Below are 22,654 nucleotides of genomic sequence, written 5' to 3' on the forward strand. Positions count from 1 at the left end.
GACGCCAGATCGACCAGCGCGATGCCGGCCGATGAAAAAGCTTCGCGGGCAAGCCTCGCTCCAACAAAGTACTGATCACGCCTTCCACGGCGAATTGCGAATGATGTCGACAAAGTTGAGCGGTTTGAACTTCGGATTTTCATCCACCAGCACGTCAGCATTCACCGTGCCGAACGTGGTATCAGGCTTGTCACGAAAGCCATTGGCGAAGGCACACAGAATGCATTCCTTGAACGCCTCGCCGCGGGGATGGGCATGGGTCACGACCTCACGTTGCTCATCGGAAAACTTGTCGTACTCAATCCCCAGCACGTCCATTTCAACGCCCGCCGTCACCAGCGCGACATTGGGGCGCAAATGCTCTGGCACACCCGGTGTGGTGTGCAGGGCGATGGACAACCACACCTGCTCGATATCGCCCTCAGACAAACCAAACGGCTGCATGAACGCGCGCGCCGCGTTGGCGCTGTCGACCTCGAAACGGTCGGTCTTGCTGCGATGCCCTTCAACCAGCCCCAGGTCATGGAACATCGCGCCAACATAAAGCTGCTCGGCGTCGTACTTCAAACCTTTGCGCTCACCGGTCAGTGCGCCCCACAAAAACACACGCCGGGAATGGTTGAACAACAGATCATCCTGCTGCTCGCGGATGTATTCGGTGGTGGCGCGAGCCAAGGCGCTGTCAGGGATTTCGATGCCGGCGATGGATTGAGTCATGGCGTAATCCTCAGGATAAGTCGCACCGTGTGGCGCGTTGAGGACAAGTCTGTGCTGCATGACATGTGCGCTCAATCGGCAGGGTGTCTCGTTCTCTGCCAAACGTGCGTTGTTTCCTGCCAGACGCTTTCTGCTGCCGAAGCGGTCTGTCTGATAAGCACATGGAGCCCGCGTTATACGCCATGTTCGGATAGACTGTGCGCCGTTTCCGACGCTCAAACCGCCAGAGTCTGACGACGTAAACGCCCAAAACAACAAGCATGAAGAGGCACCTGTGTACAAAGGCGTTACGTTGTCGGTCATGGCCTCCTGCCTGTTTGCGGTCATGTATTACTTTACCTCCCTGCTCAAGCCCCTGACCGGCGAAGAAATCTTCGGCTGGCGGATGCTGCTCACCCTGCCCTGCGCCACCTTGTTCCTGCTGTACAGCGGCGACTGGAAACTGGTCCGCGCCCTCACTGCGCGCGTGCGACAAACCCCGGCCATGCTCGGGGCGATGGTGCTCTCGGCGGCGTTGATGAGCGCGCAATTGTGGCTGTTCATGTGGGCGCCGTTACATGGGCGCAGCCTTGAGGTGTCGCTGGGGTATTTCCTGCTGCCGCTGACGATGATTCTGACCGGCCGCGTGGTCTTCGGTGAGCACCTGTCGCGCCTGCAGAAAATCGCTGCTTGTTGCGCGCTGATCGGTGTGGGCAACGAGCTGCTGCGGCTGGGGAGTTTCTCGTGGGAGACGCTGGTGGTGGCGCTGGGTTATCCGATTTATTTCGTATTGCGGCGCAAGCTCAAGACCGACAACCTCGGCGGCCTGTGGTGGGACATGCTGTTGGTGTGGCCGGTGGCGCTGCTGATTGTCCTGACCAGCAACCCGTCGGCACTGGAACAATCGCCACGGCTGTATGTGTTGATTCCAATCCTCGGCGCGATCAGCGCGTCGGCATTGGTCAGCTACATTCTGGCCAGCCGTCTGCTGGCATTCAGCGTGTTCGGCTTGCTGAGCTACGTCGAACCGGTGCTGCTGGTGGGCGTCGCGCTGTTACTGGGCGAATCCATCCAGCGTGACGAATGGATGACCTACCTGCCGATCTGGACGGCGGTGATGGTGTTGGTGTTCGAAGGGGCCAAGCATGTACTGGCGCAACGGCGGCGTAATAGCGTTTGAAACGCGAGACCTGTAGGAGCCAACTTGTTGGCGAGGTTTGACGCCGGAGTGTCAAAAAAATCGTCTCGCCAACACGTTGGCTCCTACAGATCAGATTGAATGTCAGCCAAACCGCTCCAACTGCATTTCCTGCAACCGGCTCAGCGTGCGGCGAAAGGCAAACGCCAGATAACCTTCGGTATAAAGCTCGGGCATCGGCAGCGCCGCTTCGACGTATAGCGGCACTTTGCGGTCGTAGCATTCGTCCACCAAAGCGATGAAGCGGCGCACGCCGTCGTCATAAGGCGACAACTGCGGCAGCTCGCGATCACCGGCCACCACTTGTTCGACGCCGTCTTCGGTACCGCGAGCGATACGACCTTCGCGCTGGGGCGCACTCAACGCCGGCACCTCGCTGAGCAGCACGGCCTCGTAGCGATCACACAGCTCGATGAAATCCATCGCTGCCAACGGCTGCTCGCACAAATCCCTGTAACGACACCAGACTAACGTCTTACTGCTGCGCACCACCGCCAGATGCCGACGCCCCAACGCCACCGGCTGGGTCGACACCGACAGCCCGCCACTCAAGCGCTCAAACACCTCAACCAGTGCGCTGGCCCCCTGCTGCGGCGTAACCCAATAACGCTGATGCGCTTGGCCTGGATGCAGCCGATGATCTTCACCGCCATCCACCGACACCACGTCCATAAAAAGATTGATTGCCACGATCGCCGGCACGAAGCGCTCACGGTTGTGGCCGGTGGCGTACAGCTGCTCCGGCAGTTGGTTGGACGTGCAGACCAGCACAACGCCTTCGTCGAACATCGCCCGCAACAGGCCGCCGAGGATGACCGCATCGCCGATGTCATTGACGAACAGCTCGTCGAAGCACAGCACACGAACGTCTCGCGCCAATTCGCGCGCGAGGGTTTGCAGCGGATGCGCCGTGCCGGTCAGCTGAAACAGGCGCTGATGCACCCAGCGCATGAAGTGATGGAAATGCTGACGCCGCGCCGGAATCTCCAGGCTCTCGAAAAAACGATCCATTAGCCAGGTTTTGCCGCGCCCCACCGGCCCCCAGAGATAAACGCCTTTGGCGGAGGACAATCCTTTATTGGTGCTGAGCGCCTGGTAGCAAGCCTGCAGTTTTTGCGCGGCATTACGCTGGGCTTCATCCGGTTGAAAACCCTGGCTGTCCACCGCCTGCTGCCAGGCGTCGAGGGGAGGCAGAGCACTCATTGGATGGGATCACCGCGCCCGGCATCGTGGCGTTTGGAATAGGACGCCCCCATCAGATAAAAGCACCCGCCCGCCACAATGAATGCCGCCAGCATGTAGAACATGAAATGCGCAGGCTGTGAGGCCAGCGCAAAGCCACACAGGATCGGCCCCAGCGCGCCGCCGAGGTTGGACAGGTTCTGCGCGCCGTAATACATGCCGCGCAAATGATCCGGGGCGATGCGGTCAATGAACATGTATTCCGCCGGGAACACGATGATCTCGCCGAGGGTGAATATCGCCACGGCCAACGCCCAATGCAGCACGCTGGTGGACAGCGCAAATCCGACCACACCCAGCAGGAACAGGCTGAAACCCGCCGTCAGCCATTGGTTCAGGTGCTCATTGGTAATGCGCTTGCCGACCATGTATTGCAGGCAAATCACCACCGCCGCATTCACCGCCACCACCGAACTGATGACCTGATAGGTGAACTCCGGGGTGCTGGTGGTCACCAGATATTGCGAGATGTAGGCCGTGAATTGCCCGAAGACCACAGCGCTCAAAGCGCCGCCGACGGTGAAGCACACCAGCCGATAATCCTTGAGCAGAATGCGCCCCACCGCGATGAACGATACCGGAGCATTGGCCGGATCGGCGGAGCTCAGAGTCTTGTCGCCCCAGATCATGTACGTCAGGAAGTAGCCCAGGCCAAGGATCGCTGACATCAGGAACGGCAGCTTCATGTCCATGTGCGCAAGCCCGGCGCCAATGAACGGCCCTACCGCATAACCGATGTTGATCAGCGTGTAGCGCACCGAGAACACCTTGCCGCGTTCGGCTTCCGGCAGCAGTTTGCCGAAGGCGGCCTTGACCACGATGTCGATGACTGAATAGGCAAAATTGAACGACACGAGAAACACAAAAAACAGCCACAGGTGCCGCGTGATGCACATGCCGATGAAACCGACGGTGAAGAACCCGGTGAAGGCCAGGATCAACCGGTAGCTTGAAAGTTTGTCGGTGAGATAGCCGCCATACAGGCTGAGCAACGAGCCGACGAACAACGCACTGCCCACCACCAGCCCGATTTCGCTGATGCCTAACGCGAAGTTCGACGACAGATAAATCACCAGATACGGCAGGGTAATGGCGCGGCCCAGCGTCAGAAACAGCGACGAGGACAGCAGCAGGTTGACCGAGAACGGGTAGTGTCTGAAGGCGGCGAGCATCCGTGTTCTTATCCTTTATAGAGGCGGTATCAAGGGCTGGGCCATATATGGTTACACATCCCCCATTGACCTGACAGCAGGATTTGCTGACTGGCGGGCGGGGCCGGGAATCCGTACCATCCTCCCTTTTTTAGCGGCGATAACGCGTCGCGCACGTCCAGGTAAATCATGAAACCAGCCCGTATACGCGCCGATGTCCTGGCGGGATTGACCACGTCCTTCGCTTTGGTGCCCGAGTGCATCGCGTTCGCGCTGGTTGCGCACCTCAACCCGCTGATGGGCCTGTACGGCGCTTTCATCATCTGCACGCTGACCGCGTTGTTCGGCGGTAGGCCGGGCATGGTTTCCGGTGCGGCCGGGTCAATGGCGGTGGTGATCGTCGCGCTGGTGGTGCAACAAGGCGTGCAGTATTTGCTCGCGACGGTGCTGCTGGGCGGGCTGTTGATGGTTGTCTTCGGTCTGCTGCGGCTGGGCAAACTGGTGCGAATGGTGCCATATCCGGTGATGCTCGGCTTCGTCAACGGCCTGGCGATCGTCATTGCCATGGCGCAGCTGGAGCACTTCAAAGTGGGCGAGTCCTGGCTGAGCGGGACGCCGCTTTACATCATGGTTGGGCTGGTGGCGCTGACGATGGCGATTGTTTACGTGCTGCCACGCCTGACCCGCGCCATCCCGCCGGCGCTGATTGCAATTCTCGGCGTCGGCCTGCTGGTCTACTTTCTAGATCTGCCCACTCGCACCTTGGGGGACATGGCGCATATCGCCGGCGGCCTGCCATCGCTGGCGCTGCCGGACGTGCCGTGGAGTCTGCAAACCCTGCGCATCATCGCGCCTTACGCGATTCTGATGGCGCTGGTCGGTCTGCTGGAAACCCTGCTGACCCTCAACCTCACTGACGAGATCACCGAAACCCGCGGCTACCCGGACCGCGAATGCGTGGCGCTGGGTTTTGCCAACATGGCGTCCGGCGTGTGCGGCGGGATGGGGGGCTGCGCGATGATCGGCCAGACCGTGATCAATCTCAGCTCCGGGGGGCGCGGACGCCTGTCCGGGATCGTGGCCGGGGTGATGATCCTGATGTTCGTGCTGTTTCTCTCGCCACTGATCGAGCGCATTCCACTGGCCGCGCTAGTGGGGGTGATGTTCGTGGTGGCGCAGCAGACATTCGCTTGGGCCTCGTTGCGAGTGCTGCACAAAGTGCCGTTGAACGACATGCTGGCGATTATTGCCGTGACCATCGTCACCGTGTTGACGGACCTGGCGACGGCCGTGCTGTTCGGCATTCTGATTGCGGCCATCAACTTCGCCTGGCAGCAGGCCCGCGAGCTGTACGCCGACGCGCACACTGACGCCGATGGCAGCAAGGTCTACAGCCTGCATGGCACGCTGTTTTTTGCGTCCGTTACGCAGTTTCTCAATCAGTTCACCACCGCCGAGGACCCGGCAATCGTCACCCTTGATTGTCGGCATTTGAGCTTCGTCGACTACTCCGCCATCGCCGCACTGAAAACCCTGCGTGAACGCTACGAAAAGGCCGGCAAGCACTTGCGCGTGATTCACCTGTCCGAGCGCTGCAAGCAATTGCTCAAACGCGCGGGCGTGCAGCACGCTTGAGGTAGCGACCCTAAACTCTGTAGGAGCCAACTTGTTGGCGAGGCGACCGACGCGGCGCGCTGCCTAGCGCGGGTTCACAGGTTTTACTGCCGCTGCGCGGCAGATCGTCGGCAAGCCAGACTCCTACGGCCTTCGGCCAGAATCAAAAGCTAGTAGCGCTGCAATCCTGCCTCTGCCCGAAGGGCGTAGGAGCCTGGCTTGCCGACGATGGGGCGCGAAGCGGCCCCAGGATCGGCAGCGCCGAAGGCTTATCTTCTGGGCGAATTCAACACCTCATCCGTCGACAACACCTGCGCGTACTCGCCATTGAGGTTTGCCAGTGACATCGCGTGCACCTCCTCTGCCGTACGCGGCGTGCCGAAAAAATCCGCCTGATCGAAGGTGAAGCATGCGTCGTGAGGCACGATCACCTCCAAGCCCAGATTGCCGCCCGTGCGCGCTGTGGACTCCACCGAGTTGTTGGTCACCACACCGACAATGACGATCTGCGAGATACCGTCCGCCCGCAGCCAGGCTTCGAGGAAGGAATGGCAGAACGCATCCGGCACTTGCTTGCTCAGTTCCTGCTCGCCGTCCCAGGGCTCAAAGGCCTTCTGGTAATCGACTCCCGATTGCTCCGGCCAGAACACCGAGTCGGGCGAGCGCGAAAAATGCCGCACATGAAACACCGGGCGGCTACTTTCGCGCCACTGGGCCAGCAATCGAAGCATGTGCTGTTCGGCCTGCGGGTTATTGCGGCGGCCAAGCTTGGGGTGATTGATACCGTTCTGCATGTCGATCAGGATCTACGCAGCGTTGGCGTGGAGCTTCATGTTCTCTCCTTTAAATAAGCAGCACGCCAATGTACGAAGGCCTGGGGCGTGATGTCCACTGGCGCTGATTCAAAGCGCGCTGAAGTGACGGGCTAGCTGTTGCTCGGCAAATTGCTCGATCACGAAATCGACAAAAGCGCGGGTCTTGCCCGGCAGCAATTTATGCTCGCTGTAGTAGATGGAGATATTGCCGTCGTCGACGTACCAATCGGGCAACACGCGCTGCAATGTCCCTTTCGACAGATATGGCAAGGCGAACGGCATACTGACCAGCGCAACACCCAGTCCCTGCTCCGCCGCTGCGCAGGCAGCTTCCGAGTCACTCATGGTCATGCGCACTTTCAGGCTCAACGGGCGTTGCTGCTGCGCCTGATTGCTCAAGGGCCACGACCGTATGCGCCCGGTTTGCGGCGAACGAATCAAAATGCCGTCGCAGCTGTGCAGATCTTCCGGGGTGATGATTGGAGGGCGCGCTGCGAGTCCGGCCGGGGATGCCACCAAGACCCGATGCGCCGGGGCCAACTTGCGGGCGACCACACCCTGAGGCAAATCGAAGCCACCGCCGATGGCAGCATCAAAGCCCTGCGCAATCAGATCCACTTGTCGGTTATCAAAGTGCCAATCCGGGGTGATGGCCGGGAAACGGCGCAGAAACTCCCCCAGCATCGGCAGGATATAAAGCCGGCCGAAGACCGTGCCCATGCTCACCTTCAGAGTGCCGGCCGGGCTGCCCTCGGCGCTGGCCAGATTGGCCACTGCGTTCTGGATGGTATTGAGGCTGGCACTGACTTCTTCCAGAAAACGCTGGCCTGCTTCGGTCAATCTCAGGCTGCGCGTACTACGCTGGAAGAGCCGCACCCCCAGACGCGTTTCGAGTTTAGCCACGCTTTTGCCTACGGCTGCCGGGGTCAGGCTCAGACGCCGCGCGGCTTCGGCAAAACTGCCGACCTCGGCACTGCGCACAAAGCATTCGATGCTGCTGAAGTTTTCCATCGCACTCATTCACAACTTTTGGTTTACACAGACTATAGCGATTACGGGCTACTGCGCATGCAATCGGCGGCGGATACTCAGTCCATCCACTCAAACCTCAACTGTTCTGGAGATCGAAATGACTCACCCAACGAACCTCACCGGCAAAGTAGTCCTCGTTCAAGGCGGCTCGCGCGGCATCGGCGCCGCCATCGTCAAGCGCCTGGCCGAACAAGGCGCAGCTGTGGCCTTCACTTACATCAGCTCCGACGCCAAGGCGCGCGAACTGCAGGACAGCATCACTGCCACCGGCGGCCAAGCGCTGGCGATAAAAGCGGACAGCGCGAGCGCCGAGGACATTCGCCGCGCCGTGCGCACCACCGCCGAAACCTTCGGCGGCCTGGATATTCTGGTCAACAACGCCGGCGTGCTGGCGATTGCTCCCCTGGATGAATTCAGCCTGGAGGATTTCGACAGAACTCTGGCGATCAACGTGCGCAGCGTGTTCATCGCAAGCCAGGAGGCCGCGCGCCATATGAAAGAAGGTGGACGCATCATCAACATCGGCAGCACCAACGCCGACCGCATGCCCTTTGGCGGTGGTGGCCCGTACGCCATGAGCAAATCCGCCCTCGTCGGCCTGACCAAAGGCCTGGCGCGCGACCTCGGCCCGCGCGGCATCACCGTCAATAATGTGCAGCCAGGCCCAGTCGACACCGATATGAATCCGGCCGACAGCGACTTCGCAGAATCGCTGCTGGGGTTGATGGCAATCGGGCGTTACGGCAAGGCCGATGAAATCGCGGGTTTCGTGGCGTACCTCTCAGGCCCGGAAGCCGGCTACATCACCGGCGCCAGCCTGACCATTGACGGCGGCTTCGGCGCCTGATCCACACCGCCCTTCGCGGACACCTCAGCCCCGACCTCTTGCAGACGCCGGGGCTGGGGGCTTTTCTGCTTAAGCACATGAAAATTCTGAAAAAAAGTTTTGCCTTCGCTAAAGGTTTCGACTACATTAGCGCGCCTCGACAGACGGAACATGTTTGAAGAGATACGGTGAAGTGTCCGAGTGGCTTAAGGAGCACGCCTGGAAAGTGTGTATACAAGAAATTGTATCGAGAGTTCGAATCTCTCCTTCACCGCCAAATTTGATATAAACAAAACCCCTGACTTCTAGATGAAGTCAGGGGTTTTGTGTTTCTGGCGTGCGCATCCGATCATCACAGCGTCAATGCCCGGAGCTCGCACTCGCTAAAGGCCTTAGCAGCGAACACAGGTCTTAGCGGGCACACAGTCCGCGACGGCTAATATTATTATTTGAGTGCTGTCATCGTTTCAAGTTTGTTACTTAAAACATCAACTAACCTTGATATAACGCAATACTAAACTTTTCGACGACAACCCCAATGATTACCCGTTGGTGCGCGACAGTGCATTGAACAAATGACTCAGCGCACTCTGATCGGCCTCAGGCATCTTTCTCAGCGCTACCAGCATATTGTTCTCCGCCACACTCAAGTCACCCAATACTTCAGAAGTACGTTTGCCGGTGATAATGTAAGCGATATCCAGAGTGCCAGAGGTAGCGACCAGATAGTCGGCCTTTGGCATTCTTTGCCCGCTTTCGTAATGTCCCTGGGCATTGGGTTGCACACCGCCCAACTCTGCCAGCGCGTGCTGCGTTAGTTTTTTCCGCAATCGCTCTTGCTTCAGCCTGCTGCTAAACGTGTCCATGCCTATCCGCCTTTTCACGATAGCTGATAAGAATCCGCCTATCTATTGCGCTGACGGCCTCTATATCTATGGGGGAGCAGTCTTTAACGCTATTTAAAGACTGAGTAGTGACACGAGTATGGGCGTGACACCCTCGAATAGATACCGACTTCGAGATTCCAGCCATTTGGATAAATATCCCTGACAAGAATGCCAGCAAAATCAACCGCTCGGCTTCTGAAACACGACTTGATTAATCGAGCAGAGGTCACGGGTATTTTGCAAGTAAGGCAATAACGTGATGGATCGGTGCAATTACCCTCAAACGAATACACAGTTATTCGATGTGACTACCTCGTAACAGGCACAATTATTGTTGCAGCCTTAACCCCACTGCCTTCCTCAGCAGCCGGCCGCCTCGACCGACGGACCCCAAGTGGCTGGCATGCAGGGCGCACATCCAGCACAATCCGGACTCGTTTAAGGCCGCCATTGGCCGGCCAAGCGTGAGCTCAAATCTAATAACAGGAGATAACCGCCGCATGAACGCAAACGACTGGAACGAAGCTGCACTGGCGAAGTACATCGTCACCAATCCTGTGTTGCAGGCTGAAATCCAGGACCTGAGCCCCGAAGAGCAGAAAAACCAGACCCTTTGGGCGTTCGAAGACGAGGCAGAAAGCCAGGGCATTGAAACCTGGGAACTGGCGTTGCAATTCATTGCCGACAGCCCGGAGCAACTCAAGGAGATGCGTCTGGCAGCACATCAACAGGCGGCCGACGCGCTGGGCATGGACTGGGACGAGTACCGCGAACTGAACGAACTCGACGACTGAACTGCCCACGCTCGTCATGCCACACATCATCGGGCCCCCACACTCGCTGGCGGGCCCGCAATCCTGACTTATCGGTCACTCATAGCGCTTTACCTGCCACTTGCGGGTGGGTAACTTCTGCGCACTTCAAAACAAAAAAGGATTCGCGTCATGAGTGATCTGGTCTCTTATCAACTGGACGACGGCATTGCTACGCTGACCCTGAGCAACGGCAAGGTCAACGCGATCAGCAACGATCTGGTCAAAGCCCTCAACGATGCGCTGGATCAGGCAGAGAAAGACCGCGCAGTGGTTATCCTCACCGGCCAGCCGGGCATCCTGTCCGGCGGCTACGATCTGAAAATCATGACTTCCAGTCCTCAGGCCGCGCTAGACCTGGTGTTCGCAGGTTCAACGCTCGCACGCCGCATGCTGGCCCATCCTCTGCCGATCGTCGTGGCCTGTAATGGTCATGCCGTGGCCAAAGGTGCATTCCTGCTGCTGTCGGCTGACTATCGCATTGGTGTGGAGGGCGCATTCAGCATCGGCCTGAATGAAGTCCAGATCGGCATGACCATGCACCACGCCGGTATCGAACTGGCTCGCAACCGCCTGAGCAACTCAGCCTTTGGCCGCTCGGTGATCAATGGCGAGATGTTTGACCCCAAAGGCGCGGTCCAGGCCGGATTCCTGGATAAGGTCGTAGCGCCCGAAGAGCTCCAAGAAGCCGCACGTACGGTTGCGCTTCAACTTAAAAAAATCAATATGAATGCCCATAAACACACCAAGCTGAAGGTGCGCAAGGCTTTCCTGGAAACGCTGGACAAAGCGATCGAAGCGGATCGGCATCAGGCGCTGTAACGTCATTTCCCATTCGGTAACATTTTCTTAAATATCCCACACCGGCAAGCCTGTCCGACAATTGCCCATTACGATGGGCATTCGTACACTGCGCCCCCTTTTGTCCAGTGGGCCGGTTGAATGCTGTTTGTGCTGCGTATGTCGTTGATGGCTCTGCACTTCATTGTCGCTGGGGTGCTGGGCTTATTGTTGGGGTTGTGTCGCCCGTTCAATCCCGATAACAGCCGCTGGTGCGCTCGGCTGTATGCCTTGCCCGCGATGCGTATCCTGGGTTTGCGTGTCAGGACCGAGCTGGGCGATGTTTTCGCGCAGACTCATCCCTGCGTAGTGATCGCCAATCACCAATCCAATTACGATCTGTTCGTCTTCGGCAATATCGTGCCGCCGCGCACTGTCTGTATCGGCAAGAAGAGCCTGAAATGGGTGCCGCTGTTCGGCCAGCTTTTCTGGCTTGCCGGCAATGTGCTGATCGATCGTGGCAACCCGCTCAAGGCGCGCCGCTCCATGCGCCAGACCACCGACACCCTGCAAAACAAAGACACCTCGATCTGGGTGTTTCCTGAGGGCACGCGCAATCTGGGCAATGGCCTGTTGCCTTTCAAACGTGGCGCATTTCAGATGGCCATCGAAGCCGGTGTTCCTATCGTCCCGGTGTGCGTCAGCAACTACTCAAACTGCATGCAACTCAATCGTCGGCAGAGCGGCAACGTGCTCATCCGCACCCTCCCCGCCATCCCCACTTCACACCTGACGCTGGAACAACTGCCGGAACTGATCGAGCAATGCCGCACCCAGATGCAACGCTGTATCGAGGACCTGGATCGGCAGCTGTCAATCGCCTGAACCTTGGGCGAACTCGTGGAATTTTGCTGACTCTGAACAGATAGATCCGCGCTAAGCTGCGCGTCTGCCATCTACAAGAAGAAGCGAATCCACCATGGGCCGAGTCGTTGCTGCTGCGGTTTACAGCGCCGGAAAGAAAGTCACCAACATCACTCTCGATCAAGGCGCCGAATGGGCAGCCAAGCCAGGCCATTTTGTCTGGATAGGCCTGGAGCAGCCCAGCGCACAGGAGCTGGCCGTGCTGCAAAAGCAGTTCTGCCTGCACGAACTGGCCATTGAAGACGCCCTCGAAGTCCACAGCCGCCCTAAACTCGAAACCTTCGGCGACGCACTGTTCATCGTCACCTACGCGCCGATCCGTGAAAACGGCAAGCTGATCTTCATCGAAACCCACATCTTCGCCGGCAAGGGTTACATCATCACTTCGCGCAACGGCGACTCGAAATCCTATGGCTTGGTACGACAACGCTGCGAAGCGCGCCCGCTGCTACTGGAGCACGGCGAGGACTTTGTGTTGTATGCGCTGCTCGATTTTGTCACCGAGAACTACCAGCCGGTGACCGAGGCCATTCACTGCGAGCTCGAAGAGCTGGAACACAGCGTGCTCAGCACCGAGCTCAACGAAGCCGACATTCATCGCATCCACAGCCTGCGTCGTGATTTGTTGCGCTTGCGACGCTATGTGTCGCCGATGGTGGAGATTGGCGAAGAACTGCAAAAACTCAGTTTTCCGTTCATCGACAAGAACATGCGCCCGTACTTTCGCGATGTGGAAATTCACGTGAAGCGGCAAATGGAAGATCTGGCCAACCTGCGGGACATCGCCAGCCAGACGATTGAAATCGGGCTGTTGCTGGAGTCATCACGGCAAAGCCTGACCCAGCGCAAATTTGCCGCTTGGGCGGCAATTCTGGCGTTCCCGACAGCGATTGCCGGGATCTATGGGATGAACTTTCAGAACATGCCAGAGCTGAGCTGGCATTACGGCTACTTCGCGGTGCTGGGTGTGATCGTCGGCGGATGCACGATCCTGTTCGCCAGCTTCAAGCGCTCGGGGTGGCTGTGAAGTATTCGCTGCGTCCTTGCACGCCTTTTTATTCTGCATCCTCGGACGACTCTTGACTCTGCATGCTCGGACGGCTTTTGATTCTGGCCGGAGGCCGTAGGAGTCCAGCTTGCTTATGATCTGTCGGGAACCGGCAGCAAAACCCCAGAATGCGAAATGTCGGATGCACCGGGGCGCGTGGGTTTGGGGCCGCTTCGCAGCCCATCGCTGCTCTCGTAACCTCGAAGAGCTCCTACGCGCTCTGCGCAGAAGCAGATCTGGCGCTGCGCGTTTTTGATTCTGGGCGGAGCCCGTAGGAGCGTGGCTTGCCCGCGATCTGGCGCGCAGCGGCAGTAAAACCGTTGGACGCGGTGTGTCATGTTCATTACCACGCGCAGCATGGGAACGATCAGAAGGCATACCGCCTCGCGAACAAGTTCGCTCCTACAGAGACCGCGTCTTCAGTTCAACCCTCAAACCGCCTTCGAACCCCCTGCCACAAACCGCATCATCCACTCCGCCACCGTCACGCCATGGTGTTCCTGCTCCAGGCTGGCGATGCCTTTGTTGTAGACCTGCTCGCCCAGCGCTTCCTGACGGATATCCAGCAGCGTGCGCGAGTAGTCGTGGATGAATTCGGGATGACCCTGGAAGCACAGCACCTGATCATTGATGTGGTACGCCGCAAACTGACAGAACTCGCTGGACGCAATCACCGTCGCACCTTCGGGCAGTGCGGTGACCTGATCCTGGTGGCTGATCAGCAGCGTGAGATTGTCCACCGCAGGCGACATCCACGGCGTAGCAGGTGCTAGCGTGTACTGGTGGGTGCCGACGCCCCAACCCTGGGTCGCGCGCTCGGTTTTGCCACCCAGCAACAGCGCCAGCAACTGATGCCCAAAGCAGATGCCCAGCAACTTATCGCCGCGCTTATAACGGTCGAGCAGATAGGTTTTGAGGGTTTGAATCCAAGGATCGGTGCCGAACGAGTCGGCCTTGCTGCCGGTGACCAAATAGGCGTCGAACTGCTGGTCATCCGACGGATAATCGCCCTGCAACACGTTGTAAACAGTGAACTCGGCCGGGATCGGCTGGCGAGCAAACAACAATTCGAACATCCGCCCGTAGCCCTGATATTGCTCGACCAGTTCCGGGCGCAGGACGTCGGTTTCCAGAATGCAGATGCGTAACGACATAAAAATACCTGAAGCGCTGAAGGCGAAAATGCACACGCCCAAGCGTGCCTCGAATCGTTACATCAAGGCAAGGCCCGTTTGGGTAATGCGCGCACCGCTGGCTGAACCTGAGCTGTGGCGCTCGCTGATTTAAGCCTGGCTCAAAACCGTTTGCCGTTGAGCGCCTTTTCCAGCAACAGCGCAGGTGGATGAAATCGCTCGCCGTAGCGTTCAGCCAAGTACTGCGCTCGGGCGATGAAGTCCTTGAGTCCGTACTGATTGATGAACTGCAGCGCGCCGCCGGTCCAGGCGGGAAAACCAATGCCATAAATCGATCCGATATTGGCGTCAGCCGTGGACAGCAACACGCCCTCCTCCACGCAGCGCACGGTTTCGATGGCTTGAATGAACAGCAACCGATCACGAATTTCCTGCCCGGCGATCAGCACGTCCGGCTTTTCAAAACGGGATTTCAGCTCAGGCCACAGGCGCTTTGGTGCACCTGTCGGATAATCATAAAAGCCCGCGCCCGCAGCCTTGCCCAGACGCCCGTACTCATTGACCAGCAAATCGATCAGCCCGTGGGCGCTGTGCTCGGGAGCACTTTTACCTTCCTGCGCCAGATCTTTTTGCGCCTGCTGGCGAATGTGGCTCATCAGACTGAGCGATACCTCATCGGACACTGCCAACGGCCCCACGGGCATGCCCGCCTTGCGCGCTTCGGTTTCGATCGCCACCGCTGAAACGCCCTCGCCCAGCATCGCAATGCCTTCGTGGGTAAACGTGGCGAACACCCTGGAAGTGAAGAACCCGCGACTGTCGTTGACCACAATCGGCGTCTTCTTGATCTGCTGCACAAAGTCGAACGCCCGCGCCAGCGTCATGTCATTGGTGCGCGCGCCTTTGATGATTTCGACCAGGCGCATCTTGTCTACCGGACTGAAAAAATGCAGACCGATGAAACGCTCCTGCCGTAAAACAGCCGCCGCCAGACCGGAGATCGGTAGGGTCGAGGTGTTGGAAGCGATGACGGCGTTGGTTAGCACAAATTGCTCGGCTGCCGCGCTGACCTGAGCTTTGAGCTCGCGATTTTCAAACACTGCCTCGATGATCAGGTCGCACCCTTCCAAGTCACTGTCCCGGCCGGTGGTCTTGATCCGCGCCAGCGTCGCGTCTCGGTGCTGATTACTGATGCGCCCCGCCGCCAGGTGTTTGTCGAGCAGCCTGAGGGAGTAATCCTTGCCCTTTTGCGCGGCGGCGAGATTGACGTCTTTGAGCACAACATCAATGCCGGCAGATGCACTAACGTAGGCAATGCCCGCCCCCATCATGCCGGCGCCAATGATCCCGACCTTACGCGTGGTGTAAGGCGGCGGGGCTTTGGGGCGCGAGTGGCCGGCGTTGATGCGATTGAGCTCGAACCAGCTGCCGATCATGTTTTTGGAAATCTGGCCGGTAGTGAGTTCGGTGAAGTAACGCGCTTCGATCAGTTGCGCGGTGTCGAAATCCACTTGGGCGCCTTCGACAGCGGCGCAGAGGATCTTCTCAGGCGCGGGATAGCAGCCCTGCGTTTTGGCGCGCAATATCGACGGCGCTATCGCCAGCATCTGCGCAACTTTTGGGTGTGACGGCGTGCCGCCGGGAATCTGGTAGCCCGGCAGATCCCACGGCTTTTGCGGCGCCGGATTGGCCAGAATCCACGCCCGCGCCTTGTCCAGCATGTCATCGACGTCAGTGGCCAGTTGATCGATCAGGCCTGCTTGAAACGCTTGCTGCGCGCTCAACGTTTTGCCTTCCATCAGCAACGGCAGCGCTTTTTCCAGCCCCAACATGCGCACCAGCCGCACAGTGCCGCCGCCACCGGGCAGCAAGCCCAGCGTGACTTCGGGCAAGCCGACACGCAGGTTTTTCTGATCCAGAGCGATGCGATGGTGGCACGCCAGACATAACTCCCAGCCACCGCCAAGCGCGGCGCCGTTGATAGCGGCCACTACCGGTTTGCCGAGGGTTTCCAGCGCTCGCAACTGGGCCTTGAGGCCGAGGACCATCTGGAAAAACCACTGCGCGCGGGAGGCATCGACCTGAATCAGCTCGTTCAGGTCGCCACCGGTAAAGAAGGTCTTTTTGGCCGAGGTGATGATCACCCCGGCGATGTGCTCTTTTTCTGCCGTCAACCGGTCCACGATGCGCCCCATGGCTTCGCGGTAGGTGACGTTCATGGTGTTGGCGCTTTGATCGGGCATGTCGAGGATCAGCGTCACGATCTGATCGGGACCTACGATGTACTCAATGGCGTCAGTCATGCGGTCTGTCCCTGGAACTGTTTTTATAAATTAAGTGGATGCCGGCGTGGCTCAGACACGCTCGATAATCGTTGCGATGCCCATCCCGCCGCCGACACACAGCGTGGCGAGCCCATAACGCAACTGACGCGCTTCCAGCTCATCGAGCAGCGTGCCGAGAATGACGCAGCCCGTCGCGCCCAGTGGGTGGCCCAGCGCAATGGAACCACCGTTGACGTTGACTCTCGCCGGATCGACGTTCAGGTCCTTGATGAACTTGAGCACCACCGAGGCGAACGCTTCATTGACTTCAAACAGGTCGATGTCCTGGAGGGTCAGGCCGGCACGGGCCAATGCCTTGCGGGTGGCCGGGGCCGGGCCGGTCAGCATGATGGTTGGATCGGTGCTGGTCACCGCTGTGGCGACGATGCGCGCCCGAGGCCTGAGACCCAGTTCGCGGCCCTTTTCTGCCGAACCGACGAGCATCGCTGCCGCGCCGTCCACGATGCCCGAGCTGTTGCCGGGGGTATGAACGTGGTCGATGCGTTCGACGTGGCTGTATACCCTGAGCGCAGTGGCGTCGTAGCCCATCTTGCCGACGGCCTCGAAGCTGGGCTTGAGATTGCCCAGCCCCTCAATGGTTGAATCAGCGCGGACGAACTCATCGCGGTCCAGCAGCAACAGGCCGTTCTGGTCTTTCACCGGTACCAATGATTTGCGAAAGGCACCCGACTGCTGGGCCAGCCCGGCCTTTCGCTGGGACTGAACGGCATAGGCGTCGACGTCGTGGCGGCTGAAACCCTCGATGGTGGCAATCAGATCGGCGCCGATGCCTTGCGGGGTGAAATGCGTATGCAGGTTGGTCTGCGGATCCAGCACCCAAGCGCCGCCGTCGCTACCCATGGGCACCCGTGACATCGACTCCACACCACCGACTACCACCAGATCTTCAAAGCCGGAGCGGACTTTCATTGCGCCAAGATTCACCGCTTCCAGGCCCGAGGCGCAGAAACGATTGATCTGTACACCTGCCACGCTCACTGCCCAATTGGCGACCAGCGCTGCAGTCTTGGCAAGATCGGCGCCCTGATCCCCCACTGGCGTTACGCATCCCAATACGATGTCGTCCACTTGCGAGGTGTCCAGGTGGTTACGCACTTGGAGTTCGCAGAGCAAGCCTGCCATCAGGTTCACCGGCTTTACGCTGTACAGCGCCCCACCCGGTTTACCCCTGCCTCGCGGTGTACGCACTGCATCGAATATAAAAGCCTCGGTCATCGTATCCCTCATTGCAGTGGTATTTTTGTGCCGTGACACCCAAACGGTCATCAAACGGGTTGTAATGAAGCAGGCATTCAAGCTTATTGGCTGATAACAGAACAGGCGCCGGCTAAATACTCGCGCCTCGGACGAACGGTAGTCAGCTATCAGATTGAGGGAATTCCCCCTCAAAGGGTCTAGCAAGGGAGTCAGTGGCCGACGACCAAATGTTTACACGGTTTTTTATCGCTAATGGTCATACCGCTCATAGCTAACGGATCTAAGCCGCACTGCACGTGGCCTCTAAGGTTAAGTCAGTAGCAGAGACGCACATAAAAAGATTCTTAAAAGCGCTCACGCTTTCGGCGGATTGCCGAAGCACCTGCTCTTTCGATTTCACCTTTGCCAGCTGCCCGCTTCCGTTTTCGGTGAAGCCTGCAAGCTTCTGTCGCTCAGGAATAACAACAAGAAGGCATACGTCATGTTTAAACATTCAAAAATACGTCAGGCCGGACTCATCGTCTTTGCTACCACTCTGTTATTGATATTGCCGAACATGACTCGCCTGTTCGGCTGACTGATAGTAGTCGCCCACACAAACCCTGCACGGCGAAATACGCGTGTTTGAGTCGTATATCGAACGTTCCAGTCTTTCTGTTTTTAAGGAGGGGTGTTAACGGATGAGGGACTGATTCAGGTGATTGCGTATTTGAGACATATGGCGCAGCGGAAGATCCAGCAATGAAGGGCCGTCGGCGGTATGAAGAACCTGTAGGAGCTGACGAGCAGCGCGAGGCTGCGATAGCGGTCTGTCTGACCCACCGCATCGCAGCCTCGCTCCGCTCGTCAGCTCCTACAACAAGCAGTCCTCCAAGTACTCACCCCTGACGCTGCACCTGCATCATCGGCGCAGACATGGGCGCTTTCTCAGCGAGCTCAGCAGCGGGTTCCGCCGCCGGTTTTGCAGTCGGCGTTGCCGCAGGCGACACCAGCACCTTGGCGTGCATCTGCTCACAGCCACCGCCGCGACGCATGCCGCGCACAGGGCAGGCGTCCAGGTAATCCAGGCCCACCGCCAGCTTTAAGTGACGCTCAGGAATGGCCAGTTGGTTGGTCACGTCGAAGCTATACCAGGCGTCGTCGATCCAGGCCTCTGCCCAGGCATGACTGGCCAGGTGTTCGCTGTCTTCGCTGTACAAATAACCCGAGACATAACGCGCCGGCACACCCAGGCTACGGGCACAGGCCAGGAAAGCGTGAGTATGATCCTGACAAACGCCCGCCTTGCTCGCGAACGCTTCGGCCGCGCTGGTATGCACTTCAGTCGCACCCGGCGTGTAAGTGATGTGCTGATTGAGTGCTTGCATCAAATCGATCAGACCCGTGCGGTCGCGACGCTTGGCGCACTCTTTGGCGGCGAATGCACGAATCGCCTCATCGGCCTCGGTCAAACGGGTAAACCGCAAGAACGGCAGAGCGGACTGGCTTTCATGCTCAGCTTCGCGTTTTTCGTCAATTTCAACTTGTCCACGAGCGCCGATGACAATGGCTTCGTGAGGCTCGTCCAGCGTCAGTACGTGCAGGATATTGCCGAACGGATCGATTTGCGCGCGTACCGGACGCGGCAAAGCCAACTGCCAGCTCAATACCTGCTGACGTTCGCTGTCGTGGGGGGTCAGACGCAAATACTGGATGCTGGCGCGGACCTGGTCCTCGTAGTGATAGGTGGTCTCGTGGCTAATTGAGAGTCTCATGCAGCCTCCAGATAAGATGTGTGAATAACACTACCCAATTGGGCCAGCAGTGGAATGAATTCGTTCAACCATTCATGCAAACCCTCATCGAGGATTTCGTCGATTCCGGTGTAGCGCAGACGGGCGTCAAGCTCGGCCGCCAGGCGCTGGGCCGGTCGTCCATTCTCGCCAGGCAGGCTGGCAAGAATGATGTCGAGCTCTTCAAGACAGGCGCGCAGCGAACGCGGAATGTCGGCGCGCAACAGCAGTAATTCGGCGACCTGACGCGCACCCGGTGCATCGCGATAAACCTCGGTGTACGCCTCGAACGACGACAATGCGCGCAGCAACGCGCTCCACTGATAGTAGCCCGCGGCAGAACTGTCGGCTGCCGCATTGGCAGACGGCCCGCGCAGTTCGAGCATTTCGTAACGGGCATCGAGCATGCGCAGGGTGTTGTCGGCGCGCTCGATGAAGGTGCCCAGACGAATGAAACGAAACGCGTCATTACGCATGATCGTGCCGTAGGTCGCGCCGCGAAAAAGATGAGAGCGCTCTTTGACCCATTCACAAAACCGGCTCATGCCATAGCGGCTGAGGCCCTGTTCGGCGATGCCGCGAATTTCCAGGTACGTGGCGTTGATGTTTTCCCACATGTCCGCCGTGATGCGCCCGCGCACGGCGTGAGCGCTGGCCCGCGCGGCGCCAAGGCAGCTGTAAATGCTGGCGGGATTTTCGGCATCCAGCGCGAAGAAATGGAGCAAGCGTTCGGCATGCAGTTCGCCGTGACGCTCCAGATAATCGTCCAGGGTTCCGGTGATCAACAGCGGCATGGCGATTTCATTCAGGCCATCACCGCGACCGTCCTGAGGCATCAAAGACAGCGAGTAACTGACGTCCAGCATCCGCGCGAGGTTTTCGGCTCGCTCCAGGTAGCGCGACATCCAATATAAATCCGAGGCAGTTCTACTTAGCATTGGCAGGCATCCTTAATCCTCAACCACCCAGGTGTCTTTTGTTCCTCCACCCTGCGAGGAGTTGACCACAAGCGAGCCTTCACGCAACGCAACCCGAGTAAGTCCGCCGGGGACGACACGGGTCTCGCGACCTGCCAAAACGAACGGGCGCAGGTCGATGTGTCGCGGGGCGATGCCGTTCTCGACAAACGTCGGACAGGTCGACAGGCACAACGTGGGTTGAGCGATATACAAGTGGGGTTTGGCTTTGAGCCTGGCACGGAAGGATTCGATTTCAGCAGCGGTAGCCGCAGGTCCCACAAGCATTCCATAACCACCGGAGCCTTGGGTTTCCTTGACCACCAAATCACCCAGGTTAGCCAATACGTGAGACAGCTCTTCAGGCTTACGGCACTGCCAGGTCGGCACGTTTTTCAGGATCGGCTCTTCGTCCAGGTAGAAACGAATCATGTCGGTCACGAACGGGTAGATGGACTTGTCGTCGGCAACCCCTGTTCCGATGGCGTTTGCCAGCACGACATGGCCCGAGCGATAAGCCGACAGCAGGCCCGGCACACCCAGCATCGAGTCGGGATTGAACGCCAACGGATCAAGGAAAGCATCGTCCAGACGACGGTAAATCACGTCGACCGCTTTGGCACCGTTGGTGGTGCGCATGAACACCCGATCGTCGCGCACGAACAAATCCGCACCTTCGACCAGTTCAACGCCCATTTCACGGGCCAGAAATGCATGCTCGAAAAATGCGCTGTTGAAACGCCCAGGGGTCAGCACCACAACGCTCGGGTTATCCAGAGGGCTGGAGCTCTTGAGCGTATCGAGCAGCAGATTGGGGTAATGATCGATGGGCGCGATGCGTTGCGCCGCGAACAGCTCGGGGAACAACCGCATCATCATCTTGCGGTCTTCGAGCATGTAGCTGACACCGCTTGGGGTACGCAGGTTGTCTTCGAGAACGTAATACGTCCCGTCGCCATCGCGCACCAGATCGACGCCGGAAATATGCGAATAGAGGTCGCGGTGCAGGTTCAGGCCTTGCATCGCCAACTGGTACTGCTCGTTTGCCAGCACCTGTTCGGCAGGGATGATCCCGGCCTTGATAATGCGTTGATCGTGATAAAGATCGGCGAGGAACATGTTCAACGCCTTGACGCGCTGAATGCAGCCACGCTCGACAATCCGCCACTCACTGGCAGGAATGCTGCGAGGAATCGTATCGAAGGGGATCAGTCGTTCGGTCCCCTGTTCGTCGCCATACAGCGTGAACGTGATCCCGGCGCGATGAAACAAAAGATCGGCCTCACGCCTGCGCTGGGCCAGAAGCTCAGGGGGCGCTTCACCCAGCCAACGGGCAAATTCCCGATAATGCGGACGGACCACACCGCCAGCATCGTACATCTCATCATAAAAGGTGCGGGTCATGCCGTACTCCTTGTCACCATGGACCCAAGGACCTTCGCAAGGCCCGTGCCAGCGGCATAAACGCTTAAAAATCAATTAGTTGGACAATAAAGGCCGATGCTTCGCACCATTCCTGTGCAAGAAGCGCTCTCACCCTATCTTCCGCGCCTCAAAGAGTGGCGTAGAGAGTCAGCTGCAAGCTTCAAGCTTCAAGCTTCAAGCGGCGGGATTCAAGCTACAGACCTGAGCCGCTTTTGCTTGCAGCTTGTAACTTTCGGCTTGCAGCTGCCGACAGGCTCAATTCAAGCGCTTGATCTCCTGAGTCACGCCCCACCCTTCAACCTCGCCGTCCAGCGGGTCGATTGCCGTCTGCAAGTCCTGCTCGAAATCGCCAATCCCGTCGTAGGTGGCGTACATCACTTTGCTCAGTTGCAAATGCCAGGCGCCGTCGTCGCGCGCGTTGATCTGCGCATTAATGGATTCGCCACGAAATTGTTCCGCCGCCTGACGTGCCCGCTCCTCGTCCGGGAAGACAGCATAAAACTCGATGGGGTGGATACGTGCAAAGTCGAAACCGCCTTCTTTCATGCGGCGCAGTACGTTACTGCTGATGTCTTCTTGATAGGCTGTGCTCATGAAACGTCCTCCTATGCAACGATAGATAGAGTTTCAACGATCCCTGAACGATCCCTGAACGTCCTCTCCCAGAGGGCCGATACACGACAGACAATCCGCCGTGCGGGACTCAAGCATGTAGCTACAAGGCCGGCGCTGCTTTTACAAACGGGCATCCAGCCGAGCTGGCTCGGGTAGATGCTTCACCGGCCTCATTTGCAGACTACG

General features: G+C 58.5%; 20 protein-coding genes and 1 tRNA gene. 8 read left to right on the plus strand and 13 right to left on the minus strand.

Translation table 11 applies throughout. The annotated features are described in order from the left end of the window. Positions 1 to 75: 75 nt before the first annotated feature. Positions 76 to 717 (minus strand): HD domain-containing protein, encoded by a 642-nt coding sequence (locus ACWKWM_RS09285; RefSeq protein ID WP_483845861.1) that lies wholly within the window; start codon positions 715 to 717, stop codon positions 76 to 78. Positions 718 to 991: 274 nt separating this feature from the next. On the opposite strand from ACWKWM_RS09285, the gene rarD reads away from it, so the two are divergent. Beyond that, complete coding sequence (gene rarD, locus ACWKWM_RS09290) at positions 992 to 1,876, plus strand: EamA family transporter RarD (RefSeq protein WP_483845862.1); 885 nt, start codon at positions 992 to 994, stop codon at positions 1,874 to 1,876. A 102-nt stretch (positions 1,877 to 1,978) separates the two neighbouring features. On the opposite strand, the gene zapE is transcribed toward rarD, so the two are convergent. Both zapE and ACWKWM_RS09300 read right to left on the minus strand, forming a co-directional pair. Then, the gene (zapE, locus tag ACWKWM_RS09295) at positions 1,979 to 3,097 is read right to left on the minus strand and encodes a cell division protein ZapE (RefSeq protein WP_483845863.1); all 1,119 of its coding nucleotides are present in this window, start codon (positions 3,095 to 3,097) and stop codon (positions 1,979 to 1,981) included. Then, positions 3,094 to 4,308 carry an MFS transporter gene (locus ACWKWM_RS09300; protein WP_483845864.1) on the minus strand — a complete coding sequence of 405 codons (1,215 nt, stop codon included), beginning with the start codon at positions 4,306 to 4,308 and terminating at the stop codon, positions 3,094 to 3,096. Before ACWKWM_RS09300 ends, zapE begins: the two co-directional genes overlap by 4 nt. Before the next feature lie 168 nt (positions 4,309 to 4,476). Here ACWKWM_RS09300 and ACWKWM_RS09305 point away from each other — a divergent pair, with 168 nt between their 5' ends. After that, complete coding sequence (locus ACWKWM_RS09305; protein WP_483845865.1) at positions 4,477 to 5,922, plus strand: SulP family inorganic anion transporter; 1,446 nt, start codon at positions 4,477 to 4,479, stop codon at positions 5,920 to 5,922. 248 nt (positions 5,923 to 6,170) lie between these two features. Here the strand turns inward: ACWKWM_RS09305 and ACWKWM_RS09310 are convergent, their stop codons facing one another. Then, a complete protein-coding gene (locus ACWKWM_RS09310; RefSeq protein ID WP_483845866.1) occupies positions 6,171 to 6,695 on the minus strand; it encodes a cysteine hydrolase family protein in 525 nt (174 codons plus the stop codon). 108 nt (positions 6,696 to 6,803) lie between these two features. Next, the gene (locus ACWKWM_RS09315; RefSeq protein ID WP_483846055.1) at positions 6,804 to 7,727 is read right to left on the minus strand and encodes a LysR family transcriptional regulator; all 924 of its coding nucleotides are present in this window, start codon (positions 7,725 to 7,727) and stop codon (positions 6,804 to 6,806) included. 118 nt (positions 7,728 to 7,845) lie between these two features. Between ACWKWM_RS09315 and ACWKWM_RS09320 the strand changes: the two genes are divergently transcribed. Both ACWKWM_RS09320 and ACWKWM_RS09325 read left to right on the plus strand, forming a co-directional pair. After that, the gene (locus ACWKWM_RS09320; protein WP_483845867.1) at positions 7,846 to 8,595 is read left to right on the plus strand and encodes a 3-oxoacyl-ACP reductase family protein; all 750 of its coding nucleotides are present in this window, start codon (positions 7,846 to 7,848) and stop codon (positions 8,593 to 8,595) included. Between the two features lie 166 nt (positions 8,596 to 8,761). Then, positions 8,762 to 8,851 (plus strand) — tRNA-Ser (locus ACWKWM_RS09325). Between the two features lie 265 nt (positions 8,852 to 9,116). On the opposite strand, the gene ACWKWM_RS09330 is transcribed toward ACWKWM_RS09325, so the two are convergent. Continuing rightward, positions 9,117 to 9,440, minus strand: coding sequence for a helix-turn-helix domain-containing protein (locus ACWKWM_RS09330; RefSeq protein WP_483845868.1), 324 nt, complete (start codon positions 9,438 to 9,440; stop codon positions 9,117 to 9,119). A gap of 521 nt (positions 9,441 to 9,961) precedes the next feature. Between ACWKWM_RS09330 and ACWKWM_RS09335 the strand changes: the two genes are divergently transcribed. The 4 genes from ACWKWM_RS09335 to ACWKWM_RS09350 all read left to right on the plus strand — a co-directional run bounded on the left by ACWKWM_RS09335 (position 9,962) and on the right by ACWKWM_RS09350 (position 13,004). After that, entirely contained in the window at positions 9,962 to 10,255 is a 294-nt protein-coding gene (locus ACWKWM_RS09335; protein WP_483845869.1) for a DUF6388 family protein, read from the plus strand. Positions 10,256 to 10,405: 150 nt separating this feature from the next. Further along, positions 10,406 to 11,095 carry a crotonase/enoyl-CoA hydratase family protein gene (locus tag ACWKWM_RS09340; RefSeq protein ID WP_483845870.1) on the plus strand — a complete coding sequence of 230 codons (690 nt, stop codon included), beginning with the start codon at positions 10,406 to 10,408 and terminating at the stop codon, positions 11,093 to 11,095. 120 nt (positions 11,096 to 11,215) lie between these two features. Then, entirely contained in the window at positions 11,216 to 11,938 is a 723-nt protein-coding gene (locus ACWKWM_RS09345) for a lysophospholipid acyltransferase family protein (protein WP_483845871.1), read from the plus strand. Between the two features lie 94 nt (positions 11,939 to 12,032). Continuing rightward, positions 12,033 to 13,004: a magnesium and cobalt transport protein CorA gene (locus ACWKWM_RS09350; RefSeq protein WP_483845872.1), complete on the plus strand. Its 972-nt coding sequence runs from the start codon at positions 12,033 to 12,035 to the stop codon at positions 13,002 to 13,004. A 452-nt stretch (positions 13,005 to 13,456) separates the two neighbouring features. Here ACWKWM_RS09350 and ACWKWM_RS09355 read toward each other — a convergent pair whose 3' ends face one another. The 7 genes from ACWKWM_RS09355 to ACWKWM_RS09385 all read right to left on the minus strand — a co-directional run bounded on the left by ACWKWM_RS09355 (position 13,457) and on the right by ACWKWM_RS09385 (position 22,447). Beyond that, a complete protein-coding gene (locus tag ACWKWM_RS09355; RefSeq protein WP_483845873.1) occupies positions 13,457 to 14,179 on the minus strand; it encodes an amidotransferase in 723 nt (240 codons plus the stop codon). A gap of 140 nt (positions 14,180 to 14,319) precedes the next feature. Next, positions 14,320 to 16,461, minus strand: coding sequence for a 3-hydroxyacyl-CoA dehydrogenase NAD-binding domain-containing protein (locus tag ACWKWM_RS09360; RefSeq protein ID WP_483845874.1), 2,142 nt, complete (start codon positions 16,459 to 16,461; stop codon positions 14,320 to 14,322). A 51-nt stretch (positions 16,462 to 16,512) separates the two neighbouring features. Then, a complete protein-coding gene (locus tag ACWKWM_RS09365; RefSeq protein WP_483845875.1) occupies positions 16,513 to 17,718 on the minus strand; it encodes an acetyl-CoA C-acetyltransferase in 1,206 nt (401 codons plus the stop codon). An 860-nt stretch (positions 17,719 to 18,578) separates the two neighbouring features. After that, positions 18,579 to 19,454: a transglutaminase family protein gene (locus ACWKWM_RS09370; RefSeq protein ID WP_483845876.1), complete on the minus strand. Its 876-nt coding sequence runs from the start codon at positions 19,452 to 19,454 to the stop codon at positions 18,579 to 18,581. Then, the gene (locus tag ACWKWM_RS09375; protein WP_483845877.1) at positions 19,451 to 20,410 is read right to left on the minus strand and encodes an alpha-E domain-containing protein; all 960 of its coding nucleotides are present in this window, start codon (positions 20,408 to 20,410) and stop codon (positions 19,451 to 19,453) included. The genes ACWKWM_RS09370 and ACWKWM_RS09375 overlap by 4 nt, the downstream gene beginning before the upstream one ends. Positions 20,411 to 20,422: 12 nt before the next feature. Continuing rightward, complete coding sequence (locus ACWKWM_RS09380; protein WP_483845878.1) at positions 20,423 to 21,832, minus strand: circularly permuted type 2 ATP-grasp protein; 1,410 nt, start codon at positions 21,830 to 21,832, stop codon at positions 20,423 to 20,425. Positions 21,833 to 22,108: 276 nt separating this feature from the next. Then, positions 22,109 to 22,447 (minus strand): ribonuclease E inhibitor RraB, encoded by a 339-nt coding sequence (locus ACWKWM_RS09385; protein ID WP_483845879.1) that lies wholly within the window; start codon positions 22,445 to 22,447, stop codon positions 22,109 to 22,111. Positions 22,448 to 22,654: the final 207 nt, after the last annotated feature.

This window comes from Pseudomonas rosaeacicularis (assembly GCF_057128745.1).